This window comes from uncultured Solobacterium sp., assembly GCF_963550625.1.
Classification (GTDB): domain Bacteria; phylum Bacillota_I; class Bacilli_A; order Erysipelotrichales; family Erysipelotrichaceae; genus Bulleidia.
In genome coordinates, this window is sequence record NZ_CAUVCV010000021.1 from 1 (window position 1) to 17,878 (window position 17,878).

Genomic DNA, 17,878 nt, shown 5'->3' on the forward strand with positions numbered 1-17,878 from the left:
ATGCTAGAAAGTATCTGTAAAGCACATCCAAAGCTAATGGTCAGTGACTATGAGTTAAAGGAAGAAAGTCAACCACGTACATATCAAACGCTCTGTTATCTAAAAGAGCAGGGATATGCATGCAAGTTATTGTTTGGCTCTGATAAGTTACCAGAATTAAAAACAGGTTGGAAATATGTGGAAGAGATTGCGAAGGAATTTGGCATTGTCTGTATGGCAAGATATGACGATGATTGCGAAACGATGATTGTAAGTGATTCATATCTATCAAGTCTTTCTCAATATATTGAAATTGTACATACACCAAAGGAATATCATCATATTTCCTCTACTGAAGTACGTAAGCAATTTCTCATCGCAAAAGATGCGATACAAATACTACAGGATACATTGCCAAAAGAATTACATGGTTTAAGTAGTTACCTTTTCAGCGAGGATAATCATGAAAAATAGAATGATAAAAGTCGGTACAGTCGTACCAAGGATGAAAGTGGCAAATGTCACGTATAACGTTGCACAAATCATCCAAACAATGAATGAAAATACGGATGCTGGATTTTTAGTATATCCAGAATTATGTTTGACAGGATATACTTGTGGTGATCTTTTTGGACAGTTTACACTGTTAGATGCAGTGGAAGAAGGACTCTTTAAGATTGCGAATGCGTCAAATAAACTAGAGGGACTAACAGTTGTGGTTGGTGCACCGTTACGTTTTGAAAACCATTTATATAACTGTGCAGTATATATCTCAGAAGGTGTGATTGTGGGTATTGTGCCTAAGATTAATCTTCCGACATATAGCGAGTTCTATGAAAGTAGATGGTTTACAAGTGGTAAGAATATCGTTAGCCAAATGATTCAATTAGGTGATGAGTTTATTCCATTTGGCAGAAATGTTCTAGCATGTGATAGCCGTAGTGGAGCTATTGTAGGTCTAGATATCTGTGAAGATTTATGGGTACCTGATAAGCCAAGTACGCATGCATGTCTTGCGGGTGCAAATATTATCGCGAATCTATCTGCTTCTGATGAAATCATTGGTAAGCAGGACTATCGTCGTACGATGGTATTACAACAGAGTGCTAGTTGCTATTGTGCATATCTATATGTATCTAGTGCAACGGATGAAAGTAGTACGGACCTCGTATTCTCTGGTCATAGTATGATTGCTTGCAATGGACGTTTACTAACAGATTCCATCTTCCCAGAAGATACAAAGGTTGAAACTGTAGTCATTGATTTAGAGTCCATTGAAAAGAATCGTCGTCACCAGACAACATTTGATTTAGAAGAAAATCATGACGATTATGTATATGTCGATGTTTCTATCAAACCAATTTGTAATCAAGATGAAATTACAGTAGATGAACTAGTAGATGCATTACGCAAGGAAGACTATATTGTGAATCGTAATCCATTTGTGCCAGTTGATGATGAAGAACGTGGTCGTCGTTGTATGAAGATTTTAGAGATTCAAGCAAATGGACTAGCAACACGGGTTCGTTCCACAGGAATTAAGAATCTTGTGATTGGTATCTCAGGTGGTCTGGATAGTACACTTGCATTACTGGTATGTCATCAGGCAAGAAAACTAGTACCTGATATTCATATCATCGGATATACATTACCAAGCCATGGTAATACAACTTCATACACATATAACAATGCCTTAGATTTAATGCGTGCATTAAATGTAGAAATGCATGAAGTTGCGATTGAAGAGGGTGTTCAAGCACATCTGAAACAGATTGGTCATCCTGGTAGTTATCAGGGTGAAGGTGATACAACCTACGAAAATGCACAAGCCCGTATGCGTACTTACATCCTGATGGATGCCGCAAATATGGCAAATGGACTCGTAGTTGGAACAGGAGATCTATCTGAACTAGCACTCGGATGGTGTACATACAATGGTGATCACATGTCCATGTATGCGGTAAATGCGTCTGTACCAAAGACACTTGTACAGTACATTTGTAGAACGTATGCGTATATCTGTAATCAAGAAAATCTAAAAGAAGTACTCTTAAAGATCTGTGATACACCAATCTCACCAGAACTAACACCACATGATGAAAATGGTAAGATTGCCCAGAAGACTGAAGATAAGATTGGTAAATATGATCTTAATGACTTCTTCCTATACTATGTATTACGCTATGGCTATTCACCAGAAAAGATCATGGTTTTAGCATTAACAGCATATCCAGAATTAGAGAAAGAAGAAGTACGTGAGGCAATGTTACGATTCTTCAAGCGTTTCTTCAGCCAGCAATTCAAACGTAGTTGCTTACCAGATGGTCCAAAAGTTGGGTCAGTTACACTTTCTCCAAGAGGAGATTGGCGTATGCCATCTGATGCCAGTGCTGAGCTTTGGTTAGAACAAGTTAAGAAAGCTTAGGTTACTTCCAAATGGGAGTAACTTTTTTCATACGAGAATATACAAGAAAGACGAAAGCATATTTCCACATTTCTGTAGCAGGATTTCCTATAATGAAATTACCAAGAAGAAGATTACTAGAAGGGAGGAATTCAATCTTCTTACACTCTGTTTATAAAATCATTGGAGGAATAATAAAATGAAAAAATGTATTTCAAGGCTATTTAGCGCATCAATAGCTATTTTAGTAGCCTCATCCAGTATCATTTCAGCGTATGCATGTACCGGTGTCATTATCGGCGGCGATTTAACAGAAGATGGTAGTACAATTTTTGGACGTACAGAAGACTTAGAAGTCAATCATAATAAAGTGTATAAAGTCCACCAAGCAGGAGAACATAAAGCTGGTGAAACTATCAAGGACGTTTCTGTAGATCCAGATAAGGGGTATTCCTTTACGTTTGCACATGATTCTTATCGCTATACGTCCGTCAGCGATACAACACCAGAATATGGTAATTTTGACGAAACAGGATTTAATGAAAAAGGACTAATTGCGGATATGACGGTTTCCGCTAGTGCAAATGAAAATGTATTAGGTGTAGATCCTTACATGGATGGCACAGATACAACAAAGCCAATCGGTATTACAGAGGCTATCATCACAACAGCAGTATTAGGCAGTTGTGACAATGCAAGACAAGCAGTTGAATTTATCGCACAAGAAGTCGCAACAAAGGGTGCAGGAGAAGGCAATGGTCTAGTCGTAGCAGATCATAATGAACTTTGGTACATGGAAATCTATACCGGTCACCAATTTGTGGCTATGCGCTATCCACGTGATAAGTATTCCGTATTCCCTAATTCATTCTGGTTGAATGAGTGCAGATTAACCGTAGGAGAAGAAAAGGAAAACTATAACATTTCAGAAGATGGAAATTATATTTATTCCAAGGATATCTTTAAAGTCGCAACAGATGCTAAGACATTCAAGGGAGATGAATTAACTCGTACGATCGATTTATATTCTTCTTATGCATTACCTGAACTATCTGAAAGTACTGAATCACGTGTATGTTCAGGTATTAAGCAATTCAATCCGGATGCGAAGTTTGAGGGGGATGTATATCCATTCTTACAGACAACTTCAAAGAAGATTACATTAGCAGATGCGATGGCATTTACACGTAATCGTTTGGAAACTATTAACGAAGTAGCAGATGATCTAGGTCGTGGAAATCTATATCCAATCGGTAACCGTAATACAATGGAAGCACATATCTATCATCTTCCTGCAAATGCAACGGAAGAATATCCAGGAACAATGTGGTTAGCATTAGGTTCTCCATTAACTTCACCATTTGTGGCATACTATCCAAATCAGAATTCTGGTATTGCACAGGCACAGAATGAAAACAATGAATTTAATGAAGATTCTGTATATTGGTTAGCAATGGATACTTTATTCATGATTGAATACAATCGTGATGAATTCCAACCAATCGCTACTAAGAAGATTGAAGCACTCGAAAGTGAAGAGATCAAGAACGCTGTTACAACAATGTTAACAGCTGATGAAGCAACAGCTAAAAACCATGAAGATGCAACAAAGGCATATGAGACAATGAAGGAAATCCATGCGGAAATCCTTGAGAAGTTTAAAAAGTATATCAAAGAAAACGACTATACAATTAAGTTCTTTGGTAAGCGTGCAAGCGCAGCATTTTCAGGATCAGAAGTTTTAGTACCTAAGGATAGTGCAGAAATTGGAATGAAGTTAAGCGTTGCACCTGGCGAAGATATGATGTCTGGTGAACTCAATATTGTAGACCACTATGGAAATCCAGTTGAGGAAGTAAAACAAGACTTAACATATTCTATTCCTACAGCAGCTTTCAATGGCAAGCCTACATTTACAGATGGCACAAATGAAATTACAGCTGAAGTAAAGGATGATAAGTATGTATTTACTACAAAGGCAACACACATTGCATATACAGTATCTGAAGGCAAAGAAGCTACAACTGAGACAGAAACAAAGCCTAAGACAACACCACAGTCAGTTGTATTACTTGTTGGAGCAGTCATTGTAGTAGCAATAGCGGCACAAGTTATCAGAAAGAAATTACGTTAATCATGAAAAGTCAGACGAATGGTCTGACTTTTTTCATTGGTTGCTAAAAGTAATGATATAATTAATCCATGAAAACTTTAATTTGGGACTTCAATGGTACAATTTTAGATGATTTACAATTGTGCCTATCGATTGAAAATGAAATGTTAAAAAAGAGGGGGATGGAGAAGTATCCTGTCACAAAACAGGACTATCTCAATACATTCTCGTTTCCAGTTATTAACTATTATTACCATATTGGATATACCTTTGATACTGAAAGCTATGAAGAAGTATCTCTTGAATTTAATCAAGAATATGATCGTCGCTTTGATGAGTGTTCTTTGATGGATGATTTTATTACTACGATAGAAAAGGCAATCCAACTTGGATATCGCAATGTCATTCTATCCGCTTCTCGTCACGATAAACTTGTAGAGCAGTGCAAGTTGCTAGGAATTGACCAATACTTTGATGAAATTCTAGGAATTGATAATATGCTTGCGGCCTCAAAAGTTGAGATGGCAAAGATTTGGATGGAAAAGAGTGATGTGGAACCATCTGAATGTAAGTATATTGGTGACACTATTCACGATAAAGAAGTCGCGGAAGCACTTGGCATTCATGATTGTGTACTAATCGCTAATGGTCATCAATCCTATGATGTTTTGCGTAAAGTAACAGATAACGTTGTATATACATTAAAAGAGGTGACATTATGAAGTATTGCCCAGTGAGTAAAAAGTGTGGTGGATGTGCATACATCGATGTCCCATATGAAGAACAATTAAAAATGAAACGTGAAGATATGCGTAAGATATTTCATACCAAAGCAGTTGAACCTGTACTAGGAATGAAAGATCCGTATCACTATCGTCATAAAATTTATGCAAGCTTCGCTAGAGATAAAAAGACAAATAGAATCTATGCAGGCATGTATGAAGAAAATAGTCATCGTAAAGTACCAAGTGAGATGTGTTTGATTCAACATACACTCGCAAATGAAATTCTTACGACTATCTGTAAGTTAGCAGAATCTATGCGTATAGAAATTTACGATGAAGATAGTGGTAGGGGTACGTTACGTCATGCATATATTCGTATCTCAAAATCAACCAATGATGTTTTACTTGATGTTGTGATTGGCTCAAAAGGACTACCAAGTTCAAAGAACTTCGTAAACGCACTTGTTAAGAAATTTCCACAGATTAAAACAATTATCCTGAATTTTAATCGTGCTCGTACATCTATGATACTTGGAAAGGATGAAAGAGTATTATATGGTCCTGGTTATATTACTGACCGTATTGGTGGATTAGAGTTCCGTATCTCATCAAAGTCCTTCTATCAAGTTAATCCTGAACAAACAGAAGTACTCTATCGTACAGCACTATCACTTGCGAAGATTAAAGATACTGATGTGGTACTAGATGCGTGTTGTGGTATTGGAACAATCTCTTTACTAGCAGCCCAAAGTGCAAAGCATGTAATCGGTGTTGAAATTAATCCGCAAGCAATCCGAGATGCTAAAAACAATGCGAAGCACAACAAATTATTAAACACAGAATTCTATGTAGCAGATGTGGCAGAGTTTATTCAACGTATGGATACAACACCAGATGTCGTAATTCTAGATCCACCAAGATCTGGAATGACACTACCATTCATGCATAAACTAGCACAGCTTTCTCCAGATAGAGTTGTATATATTTCTTGTAATCCATACACACAAGTTACAGATATCGAACCTCTTAAGAAAGCTGGATATCAGATTAAGAAGATTGTGCCAGTTGATCTCTTTGGCTTTACACCACATGTAGAGAATATTGTATTACTGACAAAAGAAGAGAAAACAAAGGTATATAGAAGAAAATGAATAAATTAGTTACGACAGATACAGTAAATACACAATACAAAAATCCAGATAAACTAAATATCCGTATTCGATTACATCAACTTTATTCTACAAATAAAGAAGGTTTTAATCATTGGATTGTAAAGCATTATGACATCAAGAAGAGATCTTCAATTTTAGAACTTGGTTGTGGTACAGGTATTACTTGGAAAGAACATACAAATCTACTTCATGCTTGCAAAGAGGTATATTTTACAGATTTATTTGAAGGCATGATTAAAGAAGCTAAAGCCAATATTGGAGAACATTCAAATATTCATTATGAGGTTGTAAATGCGGAAGAGTTACCATATGAAGATGAACGATTTGATATCGTTATTGCAAATATGATGCTGTATCATATTCCAAATTTGGATAAGGCTTTATCAGAGATTAGAAGAGTATTAAAAAACAATGGAATATTCTACTGTGCTACGTATGGTGAGAATGGTGTTGAATCATTCATTAACCATATGTTAAACGTTCAAACAGAACGTCAACATACATTTACCTTACAAAATGGTGAAGACATACTCGAGCATTGGTTTTCTAGTGTGGTAAAGTTGGAGTATGTAGATAAGTTACGCATTAGCGATCATTCTGATTTAGTGGAATATATCCAATCATTTAAAGAAATGAATGATTGGCAAAATTATTCGGAAGAAGAGTTATATAGACTGATTTCCAACTATGAAAAACAAGGTATTATAGAAATTCCAAAAGAATATGGAATGTTTCTATCGAGAAAATAAGGAGATAGAGTAAATATGTTCTATCATGCATCGCAGATTGAAGGCATAACAACTTTAGAACCACGTGTTTCTAACCACGATATTCTTTTAGTGTATTTTTCTACAAAAAGAGAAAATGTACTTGTTTATTTAAGCAATGCAATAGAAAAGTATTGTAAAGATAGTGGCTTTATCTATGATGGTAAATGGCATAAATGGGGGCCTTACGGATTTAATGAAGATGGTCGTCTAAGACTAGAAGAATATTACCCGAATGCATTAATTAATACGTATAAAGGTGTTTCTGGATATATCTATTCTGCAAAAGACGTAAAAGACTCTGGATATAATCTTCAGATTCCAGATGCAATATCAAGCTCTGAAGAAGTGAATGTGATAAATGTAGAATATATACCAGATGCATACGAGGCAATCTTACAAGCAGAAAAAGATGGATTGATTACAGTTCTTCGCTACGAAGATTTATCAGAAAAACGTAAGAACAGAATTATAGAAATTATTAAAGAAGAATATGAAAAATCAACCAATCAATCCGATTACAGACACTTCCTTATAGGGAACTTTCCGGATATTTTAAAGAACGAGTAGTATGAATGATGATTGAATTTACTTTGCTTTGCAAACTATATTTTCATCTGAATGATAATATAGTTGACTTATACAAATTAATATAAGGAGAAAGATGAAGAAGTTTTATTTTATTTCAGGTTTAGGTAGTACAAAAGAATCGATTCAAGACTTTGAAAAAGAGATGAATCAAATCGGTTATGAAGTACAATTTATTGATATACCAGGACAGTATTCAAACCGAGATGTAAAGATTCAGTGTGAACAAGATTTGATAGAATGGTTATCAAGTGAGATTCCAATTGGATCTAATGTAATTGCTTTTTCGATGGGTGCTGATATAGCAATTCGTTATCATTCTTTCTTACAAGCAAGAAAACTAATCATCTTAGATGCAGGTATCATCGATTATGATTTGATGAATATAACGCTTGAAGAAGATATTGTTATGACAAAATCTTATATTACAGAAAATAACCTGGATATGAATGCGGAAACGATATCTAAACTAACGAGCTTACTTCGAGAGCATTATATTGATATCTTCCATGCTGGTTTGAATACAGAAACATTATTACTGTTATCAGATCAACCTGACTTTGTATATAAATACAAGAAGAATAAAATTGAAGCTAACCAAGAGAATATGAATCATATCTTTATTCAATTTATAAATGATACAAATCATGAAATATACGTTGAAAAGCCAAAGGAAGTTGTTAATTCAATCATGGCTTGGCTACAGAGAACAGACGATTAAACGAATTCATGATACGATTCAAAACCTAAGTTCAATGCCTTTATTCTGATGAAGAAAGAATAAAGGTTTTTTTAAGTTTTGAGCATTTTAACAAAGAATTTTAATCAGTAGGTCTATAATCGGAAGTAGAGAGGTATCTAATTATGAATAAGAAAGTAACAAATATTATTATTGGTTTTGGTAAGGCTGGTAAAACACTAGCAAATTACTTAGGCAATAAAGGTGAAAAAACTATATTAGTTGAGAAGTCATCTAATATGTATGGAGGTACATGTATCAATGTTGGATGTATTCCTTCTAAGTTTTTAGCAACTGCAGCAGATCGTAGAAGTTACAGTCAAGTAAACGATGAAGAATACTATCAGAATGCAGTTATCAATAAGAAAGCTTTGATTGCTAAACTCAATAAGGCAAACTATGACAAGGTTGCGATGAATAGTAATGTTGAAGTACTTGATGGACTTGCTTCATTCAAGGATGAACATACAGTAAATATTCAGACAGCAAATGGAGTAGAGGAAATATCTGCTGATCGTATCTATATCAATACAGGTGCTAAGCCATTTATTCCTTCTGTAGAAGGTCTAGAAGTAGGTAAGAGAATTCATACGAGTGAAACACTTATGAATCTAGAGGATTTCCCTAAGACATTAACAATCTTAGGTAGTGGTTTCATTGGCCTTGAATTTGCGGCTACATATGCAAAGTTTGGTACAAAGGTTACAGTTATCGATAAAGCAGAAAAACTACTTGCGAGAGAAGATGATGATGTAGCAACTGCTGTACTTGAATCCTATAAATCGTTAGGTGTTGAATTTATCTTTGGAGCGGACACAAAGCAGGTTGAACAAGATGAAAATACAGTTACTCTATCTTATGAAGTAAATGGAGAAGCTAATAAGATTTCTTCAGATGTATTACTTGTTGCGACAGGTAGAACTCCAAATACAAAAGAACTCAATTTAGAAAATGCAGGTATTGAGGTTTCAGAACGTGGATTTGTGAATGTAAATGAACACCTACAAACAAATAAGCCACATATCTTTGCGATGGGTGATGTAAATGGTGGACCACAGTTTACTTACATTTCTTTAGATGACTATCGTATTGTAAAGAGCTATTTAGATGGTAGTGGTTCTTATACGAGAAATGATAGACAGCCAATTGCATTCTCTGCATTCTTACATCCAACTTATTCCAGAGTTGGTTTAAGTGAGAAGGAAGCTCGTCAGGCTGGATATAACATCAAGGTAGCCACATTACCAGTGACTGCAATTCCAAAGGCTAAGATTCTTGGTAATCAAACAGGTATTTATAAGGCAATTGTAGATGCAGATACAAATCAGATTTTAGGTACTGTATTATTTGGTGAAGAATCTCATGAAGTAATCAATATCGTCGTTACTGCAATGATTGCAAAGCAACCATATACAGCACTTGCAAATCAAATCTTCACACATCCAACAATGGCAGAAGCATTAAATGATCTGTTTGGTTTAATTAAGTAGTTTCATTATTGAATATGTATTTTAACTATAGCTAATATGAGTTAGCTATAGTTTTTCTTTATATTCATGTCAATTATATTTGACATAGATATAAACATATGATACTTTATGTATATCAAATATATTTGACATTTATAGAGGTGATTATGAATCGTGTAAAAGAATTTCGAGTCAAACTAAATATGTCTCAATTACAGTTATCTAGAGAGATAGATGTATCAAGGCAAGCAATCAATATGATTGAAAATGATAAATATAATCCAAGTTTAGAACTATGTATTAAACTTGCAAAAGCGTTACACACAGATTTAAATTCCTTATTTTGGAATACTACAACAGGAGAACAAAAATGAAAAAGAATTTACAATTAGAATTTATTAAATATTTTTATGGCATCACAACAGAATTAGATGAGTATGTAAAACAAGAATTGTCTAACTTTGGAAACAATATGTACATGTTATTTAGTTTTAGTATGGTTGGTGGTTGGATTTTATCTATTTGCTTTAATCGAGATTGTTTAACGCCAATTCTATTAATCAGTTTTATTTACTCTCAGATTAAACAAGAAGCTCTTATCATGAAACTAGGTTTAAATAAGATGGAGGTAACGGCTGATGAGGTTGAATCCGCAAAGAAAAGGTTATTAAGAAGAACATGCTTACATGTCTTTATTTCTGGTATTATTGCGGCGATGGTGTTCCATGGATTAGTTCGTGGTGGGTACATTGTTTTTAAGGGTTTTGATCCTTCAAGTGGTCTTTTGGTGCCAGGTATTATAGCTGTGTTTGTTGCAATCGTCTTCACTGCATCTATATTTTATTATAGTAATTTAAAAAGAATTATTGTGGTAGAGGAATAATACATTACTGATACATGCATGTATGTATATCTTTGTTTTGAAAGATATACTGAATTTTGATAGAATGACAACAACAGGGGGTGGATAGAGTATGTTTTATATATCAGTCATATTACTAGCTGCTCTGATAGCAGTTCAGATAGCAAAGAAGTCCGGAATTCCTTCTTTGATGTTGTTCTTATCTTTAGGTATCATAAGTAGTCTTATTGGGTATAAGTTTGAAGATTATCAGTTTGCAGAAAACTTCTCAAAAATAGCACTACTAATCATTATTTTCTATGGTGGTTTTGGTACAAACTGGAAAGCAGGAAGAACTGTTGTAATCGAATCATTAATTCTATCCACATTGGGAGTCATCTTTACGTCATTACTAACGGGTACGTTGATTCATTTTATTCTTCGTTTTGGCTGGTTAGAGAGTTTATTAATAGGTTCTATCATTGGCTCTACGGATTATGCGTCTGTATCAAATATTCTCTCTTCAAAGAATTTGAATTTAAAGTACAATACAGCATCTCTTTTAGAACTTGAAAGTGGCTCAAACGACCCAATGGCGTTTACACTGACTTGTATCTTCTTAGCTTTAATTAAAGGGGAACAGATTTCTATTAGCACAATGTTATTTTTCCAGATTTTCTGGGGCATTCTCATTGGTGTCATCGTTGCCTATGTTGTTCGTAAGTTCATGGAGTATACAGACCTTCAAAAGAGTGGATTTATTACTGTCTTTATCATTGCGATTGTACTATTATCTTTCTCGATTAGTGAGTTATTAAATGGAAATGGATATTTAACCGTCTATATCCTCGGTTTGATTTTAGGAAATCAAGTATTTATCGCAAAGAAAGAGGTAACGTTCTTCTTTGATGGTGTATCTAACATTATGAATATCCTATTGTTCTTTATCTTAGGATTACTAGCTACACCTGCACATATCTTAGCAAACTTATTCTTTGCAATTGTCATTGCAGTTATACTTATCTTTATTGTTAGACCACTCGTAGTATTTGGTTTGATGATACCGTTTGATTTGAAATTAAATCAAAAGTGGCTAGTCTCTTGGGGAGGACTTCGTGGTGCAGCTGCGATTGCATTTGCAATCATGGTAGTAAATCAGTATACATCAAGTTCTGTGGATATTTTTCATATCGTCTTTGGAGTCTGCTTAATATCATCACTCATACAAGGCTCCTCTATGAAGTGGGTAACTGAAAAGTTACACATGATTGATCCTCATAATGAAGTATTAAGAACATTTAATTATTATGTAGGAAAAGGAAATATTACATTTGTAAAGTCAGTAGTTGATGAAGGTGGTATTCTTGCACATCGACAGATTAAAGATATATCTTTAGATAAACATTTGATCATTGCGAAGGTAATACGTGATGAGAAACCATTGGTTCCTAATGGAAGTCTTGTATTAAAACCACATGATATTATTGTTTGGAGTGGAGAAGAATACTTTGACCCAAATGGACAAGACCTCATAGAATTTACGGTAACAGAACATCATGCATGGAATCATAAATATATTCGTGATTTAAATCTACCAGATAATAAGTTGATTATTTCAATCAATCGAAATGATGAAATTATACCTGCAACAGGTAGTACGTTGATTCAAACTGATGATCGTGTATTATTATTTAAAGGAAAGAATACAAAATAATAAATTGACTCGTATTTATCTTTAAACTGGAGATATGCGAGTCATTTATGATTGTGCTAAATATGATACATTTCAATATACGCTCTATAAATTGTGAAGTCTTTTTGAAACAAATCAGTGGATCGATGGTTATGTTGATGGGATAGTCATAATATAGATAATTTAGGAATATATTTATTAATTAAACGTTCATGAATTGGTCAGTCCAAAGATATTAAATCTTTGTAGCGAATGAATTTAAAATATGGAGAATAGTATGAAATTGAAATTAGAAAATATTAAATCTGAAAAAGCTCAAGAACTAGCAAATTTAATCCGTGCATATAATCGTTCTAATAGAGAACCGTCAAAGAGTGAATCCCTTAACATTTATATAGAAGATGATCATGGGAATTTAATTGCTGGAATTGTAGCGGAGACTTTTGGGTATTGGCTTGAGATTGAATATTTGTATGTAAGAGATGATGTTAGAAGACAAGGTCTAGGTTCAAAAATTCTTAAAATGGCAGAACTTGAATCATTCAATAGAGGGTGTAAGTATTCTTTTGTTAATACATTTCATTTTCAAGCACCAGAATTTTACGAAAAACATGGTTATAAAGAGGTGTTTGCATTAAAAGAATATCCATATACAGGTAAGCGATACTACTATACAAAAGAGTTATGATTTTATAAGTAGATTATAAATTTGAACCGTGTACTGTAAGTACTAGGTATAATCATAAAAACAAAATGAAAAGATCTACTATTACTAGTAGATCGCTATTAAAATAAATCGTTATTAAATTACTAACCACTACATGTTAAAAACTATATATTAGTTAGAACTTATTTAACTAATTTAATTGTTTAGAAATACAACTTATAATCTTGAACGTATTATTCCGATTACGAGCAAGTGTAGGGGATAGAATAGGTAGAAAAACCATTTGTTGAAAGTGGATTTGTTACCTGGCTTTCCATTATACAAATATATGATTGGAACGAAAAGAATTACACCAATTTGCCAAACTTGAGAATACCATGGAAGACCTTGTTGCATGCATACATATGCAGAATAACCTAGACTTAGAAAACTTATGCATGCATGACACAATGCTTGTAAGTCTTTATTTCCTTTATTTAGATAAAAGGATAGAGTAAAGAGTGGTCCGAAGATAAACCAATCTGTGAAGGTTGCTATATATAAAATGCTGATTACGATTGGTATCGAAAGAATTCCTAAGCACTTATGGTGTTCTACAACTTCTAGAAGTAAGAAAGAGCAAGCTAATGTAAATAACATATTCCCGGTTGGAAACCATACACTGCCACTCATGTAGTAGGAGTAGGGAATTTGTGAAATACCCGCAAAAATGATAAGTCGCAAGAAATACTTTTTACGATTAGAAGTATGAATGAAACCTTCTGCTAATGCAAAGCACATTGCTGGTGCTGCAATACGACCGATTAGTTTTAGAATAATATAGCCAATGGCATCTGGTGCAAATAATACAGATGCCATATGGTCAAGAATCATTGATAGTACTGCTAAATATTTGATCTTATGAATGTTCATTTTGTGTTTTTCTTCTGATATACATTGTAAACAATATACTTACAAAAGATGTACCTAAGATGAGTGACCATGCAAGAGCATTGAATGAATCACTTGTCTTAACACTTTCTCCACGTTTATTTGGAGTAACTGTAGTATCTGTAGGGTTCGCAGGATCTTCTACAGCAGGTGTAACGGTCTTGGTATTTGTGATAGTTGTTGTTAAGCCATCTGCAGAAACGACAGTTGTTGCTTGATAGCCTTCAGGGATATTTACTTCTACAACTGACCATGTATAACTATCATCAAGCTGTTGCCAAGTGTATGTCCAAGCATTGGCATCATTTAGTTCTACTGGTGCACCATAAGGAGTACCATCTTTCAATAATTGAACTTCAACAGAAGATTCAGAACCATTTTCCCATAGTTTATTGACAGTGTGATTTACAAAGTGGATTGTTGTATTATTAAACTTAAATCTTAGCAAATTACCATAATCTGTAGTAAAAGTTCCATCAGGATTTTGAATTAGTCTTTCTCCTACTAAGTCGTATAGTTCTCCATCAACTTCCATGTAAAGAAAGTTATTATGTCCACCAAATGGATTAGGAATAACAGTATAATATACCTTAATGTTGTATACTTTTGAGTCGAATTTCATATTCGGTACATTTGTTTGAACTTCTTCTAATGTAAATGTTACATATGATTTTGTTGGATCTAGTTGGTGATGATTCAAGTAGTTATCAACCTCGTATCCCAGAAAGAATTCACCATAATAATATGTAGGGTTGCCATCACTGTCAAAGTTGGCAGGGGTGTTATTTTTGATTGTTGGACCGACAAGATTGCCTTCTGGATCTTTTAATACAAATTCAAATTTATCTTTATATTCCTCTCCAGCAGGTTGACCGTCTACATCTTTGTCGATTGGGTTAGTAGGCATGTAACTAGCAGATACGTTTGTGAGTGCTAGTAGGCTGATTGATATAATAGATATAATTACTGCTATAACTTTTCTCATGTTCATATTTTTTCTTACTTTTCCTTTATTTGAAACGGTGATAATATAGCATATCAATATTAAGGTGTATATAAAAATTTGGAAAAACGTATAATATAAGTCTAAACTATAATATCATGAAAATCACTAAATATTTTTGTAAAACACAATTATTATTGTTTGTCTAAAAGTATGTATCAGATACTTCATGTAATTTTAACTATTTCAAATTAACTTTCTGTAAATAGAATCATTATTTTCAAAAATTAACAATTTCACTAAATAAAAAACAAAAACGAATTATATTTTACAAATAATCCATGTTATAGTATAAGCGCTTCAAAGTACACTTTTTGTAGTCCTTTGATGATTTGGAGGAGAAGAACTATGGGTATTAGTGGTATTTTTGGAAATATTAAACAAACAAAAAAGCGTAGTAATGCAAAGAAACTATCGTTTAAACTCATGTCAGCGGTATTGGGTTGTACATTGTTTTTAAGTCCGATAAAAGTTTCTGCACAAGGAATTCAAACAAGATCCATGGATAACCAAGTTAACTATACGTTAGCTGGCGAAACGGATGGTGTATTGGATTATGCAAGAACAGAGTTCAAAAAAGAAGATAGTAATGGTATTTACCTAACCGTTACGAAGTGGGCAAAACTTCCAGGTAGCTGGGGTGGAACAGATAAAGGTCCATATAATGGAAGATTTTTACTAAATTTCTTTAATGATGAATTCTATAAAGAGATTGAATCCATAACAATTAATGGAACTGCGTTTGAGAAAGAAGCAGAAGGTGCATTATGGAAAGTTCCGATTAACAATCAAACATTACAGTCTGGTTTGATTGGTGTTATTACAAATAGAGATATCGTAATTAAGCTAAAAAATGGTAAAACACTCGATAGCTTAGGCTTGGCATCCAAGAAAATTGACTTTACAACAGTATGGGTTCGATCTGATGGTAAGGCTGATAAGGGTGGTTATGACAACGGATTTATTCTAAAGAATAATCCAAATATGCCAGCACTTCCTACAAACTCTTCCAGCGGAAATGAAAATTACCTTGGTACAGGTCTAAATTTACTTGAAAATGATGGAACAAAGTCGAAAGATGGTAATTTCTCTGGTGGTCATACAGGTAAGATTGTATCTTATGATGCAGAAACGAAGACAATTAAATCTACTGTATCATTTAAGCCTGACCAAAACTTCTTACAGGCTAATAGTGGATGGGTTCTTTATATCAATGAAGTAATTCCACAGGAATTATTACAGTATATTGATACAGATAATGTAACACTTGGTGTATCTACTCCAACTGGAAATATTACAGCTTCTAATCCTATTAAACTTGTGGTTGATCCTAATGGTAATGGTGTTATCTCTACTAAGGATACTCCAGAACTAAGTATTGTTGGTGGTGATTGGAATAAGGTTAATCAAGTAAGAAGTACGCTTGATTCCCAAGTATTCTACGGTGCATTAGGTCAAAGAAGATCTTACACAATTGAATATAAGTTAAAGAGTAATGTAACAAATCAACAGTTTGCGGAGGCTTTGAATAACTATATTACAACGAACAACCAACAACTTAATTTTGAATCTTGGTTGACCGCTGACTTCGTTGATTCCACAAATGCGTTTAAAGGAATAAGAAAACCAGATGGTGGTAAACCAAATAAGATTATCCAGAATACATATTCAACTGCATTCTTACAAGTACTAGATACAGATAAGGATGGTTTATATGACTTTGTGGAAGATGAAATTGGTACAGATAAGTTCAATGTAGATACAGATGGTGATGGTGTACCAGATGGACAAGAATATCTCACTGATCATACCGATCCAAAGGATGCGAAATCCTATCTTGTAGTAAAACCAAATGTAACTACAACAAATATTGAAGCGAACAGTCCTCAACAAATCATTGGTACAGTTCCTAAGACAATTCATCCAAATCCTGCTGATACTAGTACAAATCTAACAGCTACAAATACAGATGCTGGTAACGTAATTGTAAAAGCATATAAGTATGTTGCGGATGATACAGACTACACTACACAACCAGTCAAGGCACAAACAACGATTCCTTACTCTGATTTAACAGATGGTAACTTCACTGTGAACGTACCAGCTGGAACATTCAATGATGGGGATAAGGTTATCCTTGTAGCATATTCTCCAGATGGAAATAATCCAATGGTATCTGATACAAAGGTAAATGTTGGTGCAATTAAGGTTACATTTGATACAAATGGTGGTAAGTGGTCAGATGGAACAGATACAGACAAAGTAGTAAATGCAGTAGGTGGTACAGCAACTTAGCCAGAAGAACCAACAAGAGATGGCTATCAATTCTTAGGTTGGGCTTCTAGTGCATCTGCGACTGCTGCAGAAGCAAATATCTTAACAAACATCACTGATGCGAAAGAAGTATTCGCTGTATGGAAGGATGTTAAGGCACCTGAAATTACAACAATTTCTGATCAGACAGTTGTAGAAGGTAATCCAATTGGTGAGATTACAGTTACAACAGATGATCCTAACGCAACAATCACAGTGAAAGATTTACCAAATGGTGTAACATACGATCCAACCACAAAGAAGATTAGTGGTACACCTACAGTTACAGACTGGACATCAACAGAAGAAACACGTGAATTCACTGTTACAGTAGAAGCGAAGGATGAAGCAGGTAATACATCCACAAAGACTTTCAAGATTACTGTGCAGCGTGATACTGATAGTGATGGAACACCAGATGTTACAGATACAGATGACGATGGAGATGGATATCCAGATACAGAAGAAGTAGCTA

At 34.2% G+C, this 17,878-nt stretch carries 17 protein-coding genes and 1 pseudogene; 16 read left to right on the forward strand and 2 right to left on the reverse strand.

Features of this window, described 5'->3' with window-relative positions; genetic code table 11:
• The 13 genes from RYK16_RS07770 to RYK16_RS07830 form a co-directional block, all read left to right on the forward strand.
• The coding region (locus RYK16_RS07770) for a hypothetical protein (protein WP_314851682.1) at positions 1-453 on the forward strand (453 nt) is incomplete at its 5' end.
• On the forward strand, positions 443-2,404 hold the full coding sequence (locus RYK16_RS07775; protein ID WP_314851684.1) for an NAD(+) synthase: 1,962 nt from the start codon (positions 443-445) through the stop codon (positions 2,402-2,404). The genes RYK16_RS07770 and RYK16_RS07775, both read left to right, overlap by 11 nt.
• A 178-nt stretch (positions 2,405-2,582) precedes the next feature.
• Positions 2,583-4,517, forward strand: coding sequence for a C69 family dipeptidase (locus RYK16_RS07780; protein ID WP_314851685.1), 1,935 nt, complete (start codon positions 2,583-2,585; stop codon positions 4,515-4,517).
• A 68-nt stretch (positions 4,518-4,585) separates the two neighbouring features.
• Positions 4,586-5,218, forward strand: a complete 633-nt coding sequence (locus RYK16_RS07785) for an HAD hydrolase-like protein (protein WP_314851686.1) — start codon at positions 4,586-4,588, stop codon at positions 5,216-5,218.
• On the forward strand, positions 5,215-6,372 hold the full coding sequence (gene rlmD, locus RYK16_RS07790; RefSeq protein WP_314851687.1) for a 23S rRNA (uracil(1939)-C(5))-methyltransferase RlmD: 1,158 nt from the start codon (positions 5,215-5,217) through the stop codon (positions 6,370-6,372). Before RYK16_RS07785 ends, rlmD begins: the two co-directional genes overlap by 4 nt.
• Entirely contained in the window at positions 6,369-7,142 is a 774-nt protein-coding gene (locus RYK16_RS07795) for a class I SAM-dependent methyltransferase (RefSeq protein WP_314851688.1), read from the forward strand. The genes rlmD and RYK16_RS07795 overlap by 4 nt, the downstream gene beginning before the upstream one ends.
• Before the next feature lie 15 nt (positions 7,143-7,157).
• The gene (locus RYK16_RS07800; protein ID WP_314851689.1) at positions 7,158-7,730 is read left to right on the forward strand and encodes a hypothetical protein; all 573 of its coding nucleotides are present in this window, start codon (positions 7,158-7,160) and stop codon (positions 7,728-7,730) included.
• A 94-nt stretch (positions 7,731-7,824) separates the two neighbouring features.
• The gene (locus tag RYK16_RS07805; RefSeq protein WP_314851690.1) at positions 7,825-8,469 is read left to right on the forward strand and encodes a hypothetical protein; all 645 of its coding nucleotides are present in this window, start codon (positions 7,825-7,827) and stop codon (positions 8,467-8,469) included.
• A gap of 143 nt (positions 8,470-8,612) precedes the next feature.
• Positions 8,613-9,977, forward strand: a complete 1,365-nt coding sequence (locus RYK16_RS07810) for an FAD-dependent oxidoreductase (RefSeq protein ID WP_314851691.1) — start codon at positions 8,613-8,615, stop codon at positions 9,975-9,977.
• 146 nt (positions 9,978-10,123) lie between these two features.
• Positions 10,124-10,330, forward strand: a complete 207-nt coding sequence (locus RYK16_RS07815) for a helix-turn-helix transcriptional regulator (RefSeq protein WP_314851692.1) — start codon at positions 10,124-10,126, stop codon at positions 10,328-10,330.
• Complete coding sequence (locus RYK16_RS07820; protein WP_314851693.1) at positions 10,327-10,839, forward strand: DUF3278 domain-containing protein; 513 nt, start codon at positions 10,327-10,329, stop codon at positions 10,837-10,839. The genes RYK16_RS07815 and RYK16_RS07820 overlap by 4 nt, the downstream gene beginning before the upstream one ends.
• A 91-nt stretch (positions 10,840-10,930) precedes the next feature.
• Positions 10,931-12,511, forward strand: coding sequence for a potassium/proton antiporter (locus RYK16_RS07825; RefSeq protein WP_314851695.1), 1,581 nt, complete (start codon positions 10,931-10,933; stop codon positions 12,509-12,511).
• A 256-nt stretch (positions 12,512-12,767) separates the two neighbouring features.
• The gene (locus RYK16_RS07830; RefSeq protein WP_314113028.1) at positions 12,768-13,178 is read left to right on the forward strand and encodes a GNAT family N-acetyltransferase; all 411 of its coding nucleotides are present in this window, start codon (positions 12,768-12,770) and stop codon (positions 13,176-13,178) included.
• Positions 13,179-13,373: 195 nt separating this feature from the next.
• Here RYK16_RS07830 and RYK16_RS07835 read toward each other — a convergent pair whose 3' ends face one another.
• Both RYK16_RS07835 and RYK16_RS07840 read right to left on the reverse strand, forming a co-directional pair.
• The gene (locus RYK16_RS07835) at positions 13,374-14,069 is read right to left on the reverse strand and encodes a TraX family protein (RefSeq protein WP_314851696.1); all 696 of its coding nucleotides are present in this window, start codon (positions 14,067-14,069) and stop codon (positions 13,374-13,376) included.
• Positions 14,056-15,072, reverse strand: coding sequence for a Cna B-type domain-containing protein (locus RYK16_RS07840; protein ID WP_314851697.1), 1,017 nt, complete (start codon positions 15,070-15,072; stop codon positions 14,056-14,058). The genes RYK16_RS07835 and RYK16_RS07840 overlap by 14 nt, the downstream gene beginning before the upstream one ends.
• A gap of 366 nt (positions 15,073-15,438) precedes the next feature.
• Between RYK16_RS07840 and RYK16_RS07845 the strand changes: the two genes are divergently transcribed.
• From RYK16_RS07845 to RYK16_RS07850, 3 genes and pseudogenes are all read left to right on the forward strand, one after another.
• Entirely contained in the window at positions 15,439-17,385 is a 1,947-nt protein-coding gene (locus RYK16_RS07845) for a hypothetical protein (protein ID WP_314851698.1), read from the forward strand.
• A gap of 21 nt (positions 17,386-17,406) precedes the next feature.
• Positions 17,407-17,499, forward strand: a pseudogene (locus tag RYK16_RS08375) (hypothetical protein); the annotation flags it as partial.
• Between the two features lie 81 nt (positions 17,500-17,580).
• A partial coding sequence (locus RYK16_RS07850; protein WP_314851699.1) for a putative Ig domain-containing protein occupies positions 17,581-17,878 on the forward strand: 298 nt, incomplete at its 3' end.

Excerpts from the sequence above, each read along its gene's own strand:
- RYK16_RS07775 (WP_314851684.1), top strand. The coding sequence starts at position 443 with ATGAAAAATAGAATGATAAAAGTCGGTACAGTCGTACCAAGGATGAAA.
- RYK16_RS07825 (WP_314851695.1), top strand. The coding sequence starts at position 10,931 with ATGTTTTATATATCAGTCATATTACTAGCTGCTCTGATAGCAGTTCAG.
- RYK16_RS07805 (WP_314851690.1), top strand. The coding sequence starts at position 7,825 with ATGAAGAAGTTTTATTTTATTTCAGGTTTAGGTAGTACAAAAGAATCG.
- RYK16_RS07795 (WP_314851688.1), top strand. The coding sequence starts at position 6,369 with ATGAATAAATTAGTTACGACAGATACAGTAAATACACAATACAAAAAT.
- rlmD (WP_314851687.1), top strand. The coding sequence starts at position 5,215 with ATGAAGTATTGCCCAGTGAGTAAAAAGTGTGGTGGATGTGCATACATC.
- RYK16_RS07800 (WP_314851689.1), top strand. The coding sequence starts at position 7,158 with ATGTTCTATCATGCATCGCAGATTGAAGGCATAACAACTTTAGAACCA.
- RYK16_RS07780 (WP_314851685.1), top strand. The coding sequence starts at position 2,583 with ATGAAAAAATGTATTTCAAGGCTATTTAGCGCATCAATAGCTATTTTA.
- RYK16_RS07785 (WP_314851686.1), top strand. The coding sequence starts at position 4,586 with ATGAAAACTTTAATTTGGGACTTCAATGGTACAATTTTAGATGATTTA.
- RYK16_RS07845 (WP_314851698.1), top strand. The coding sequence starts at position 15,439 with ATGGGTATTAGTGGTATTTTTGGAAATATTAAACAAACAAAAAAGCGT.
- RYK16_RS07810 (WP_314851691.1), top strand. The coding sequence starts at position 8,613 with ATGAATAAGAAAGTAACAAATATTATTATTGGTTTTGGTAAGGCTGGT.
- RYK16_RS07840 (WP_314851697.1), bottom strand. The coding sequence starts at position 15,072 with ATGAGAAAAGTTATAGCAGTAATTATATCTATTATATCAATCAGCCTA.
- RYK16_RS07820 (WP_314851693.1), top strand. The coding sequence starts at position 10,327 with ATGAAAAAGAATTTACAATTAGAATTTATTAAATATTTTTATGGCATC.
- RYK16_RS07830 (WP_314113028.1), top strand. The coding sequence starts at position 12,768 with ATGAAATTGAAATTAGAAAATATTAAATCTGAAAAAGCTCAAGAACTA.
- RYK16_RS07815 (WP_314851692.1), top strand. The coding sequence starts at position 10,124 with ATGAATCGTGTAAAAGAATTTCGAGTCAAACTAAATATGTCTCAATTA.
- RYK16_RS07835 (WP_314851696.1), bottom strand. The coding sequence starts at position 14,069 with ATGAACATTCATAAGATCAAATATTTAGCAGTACTATCAATGATTCTT.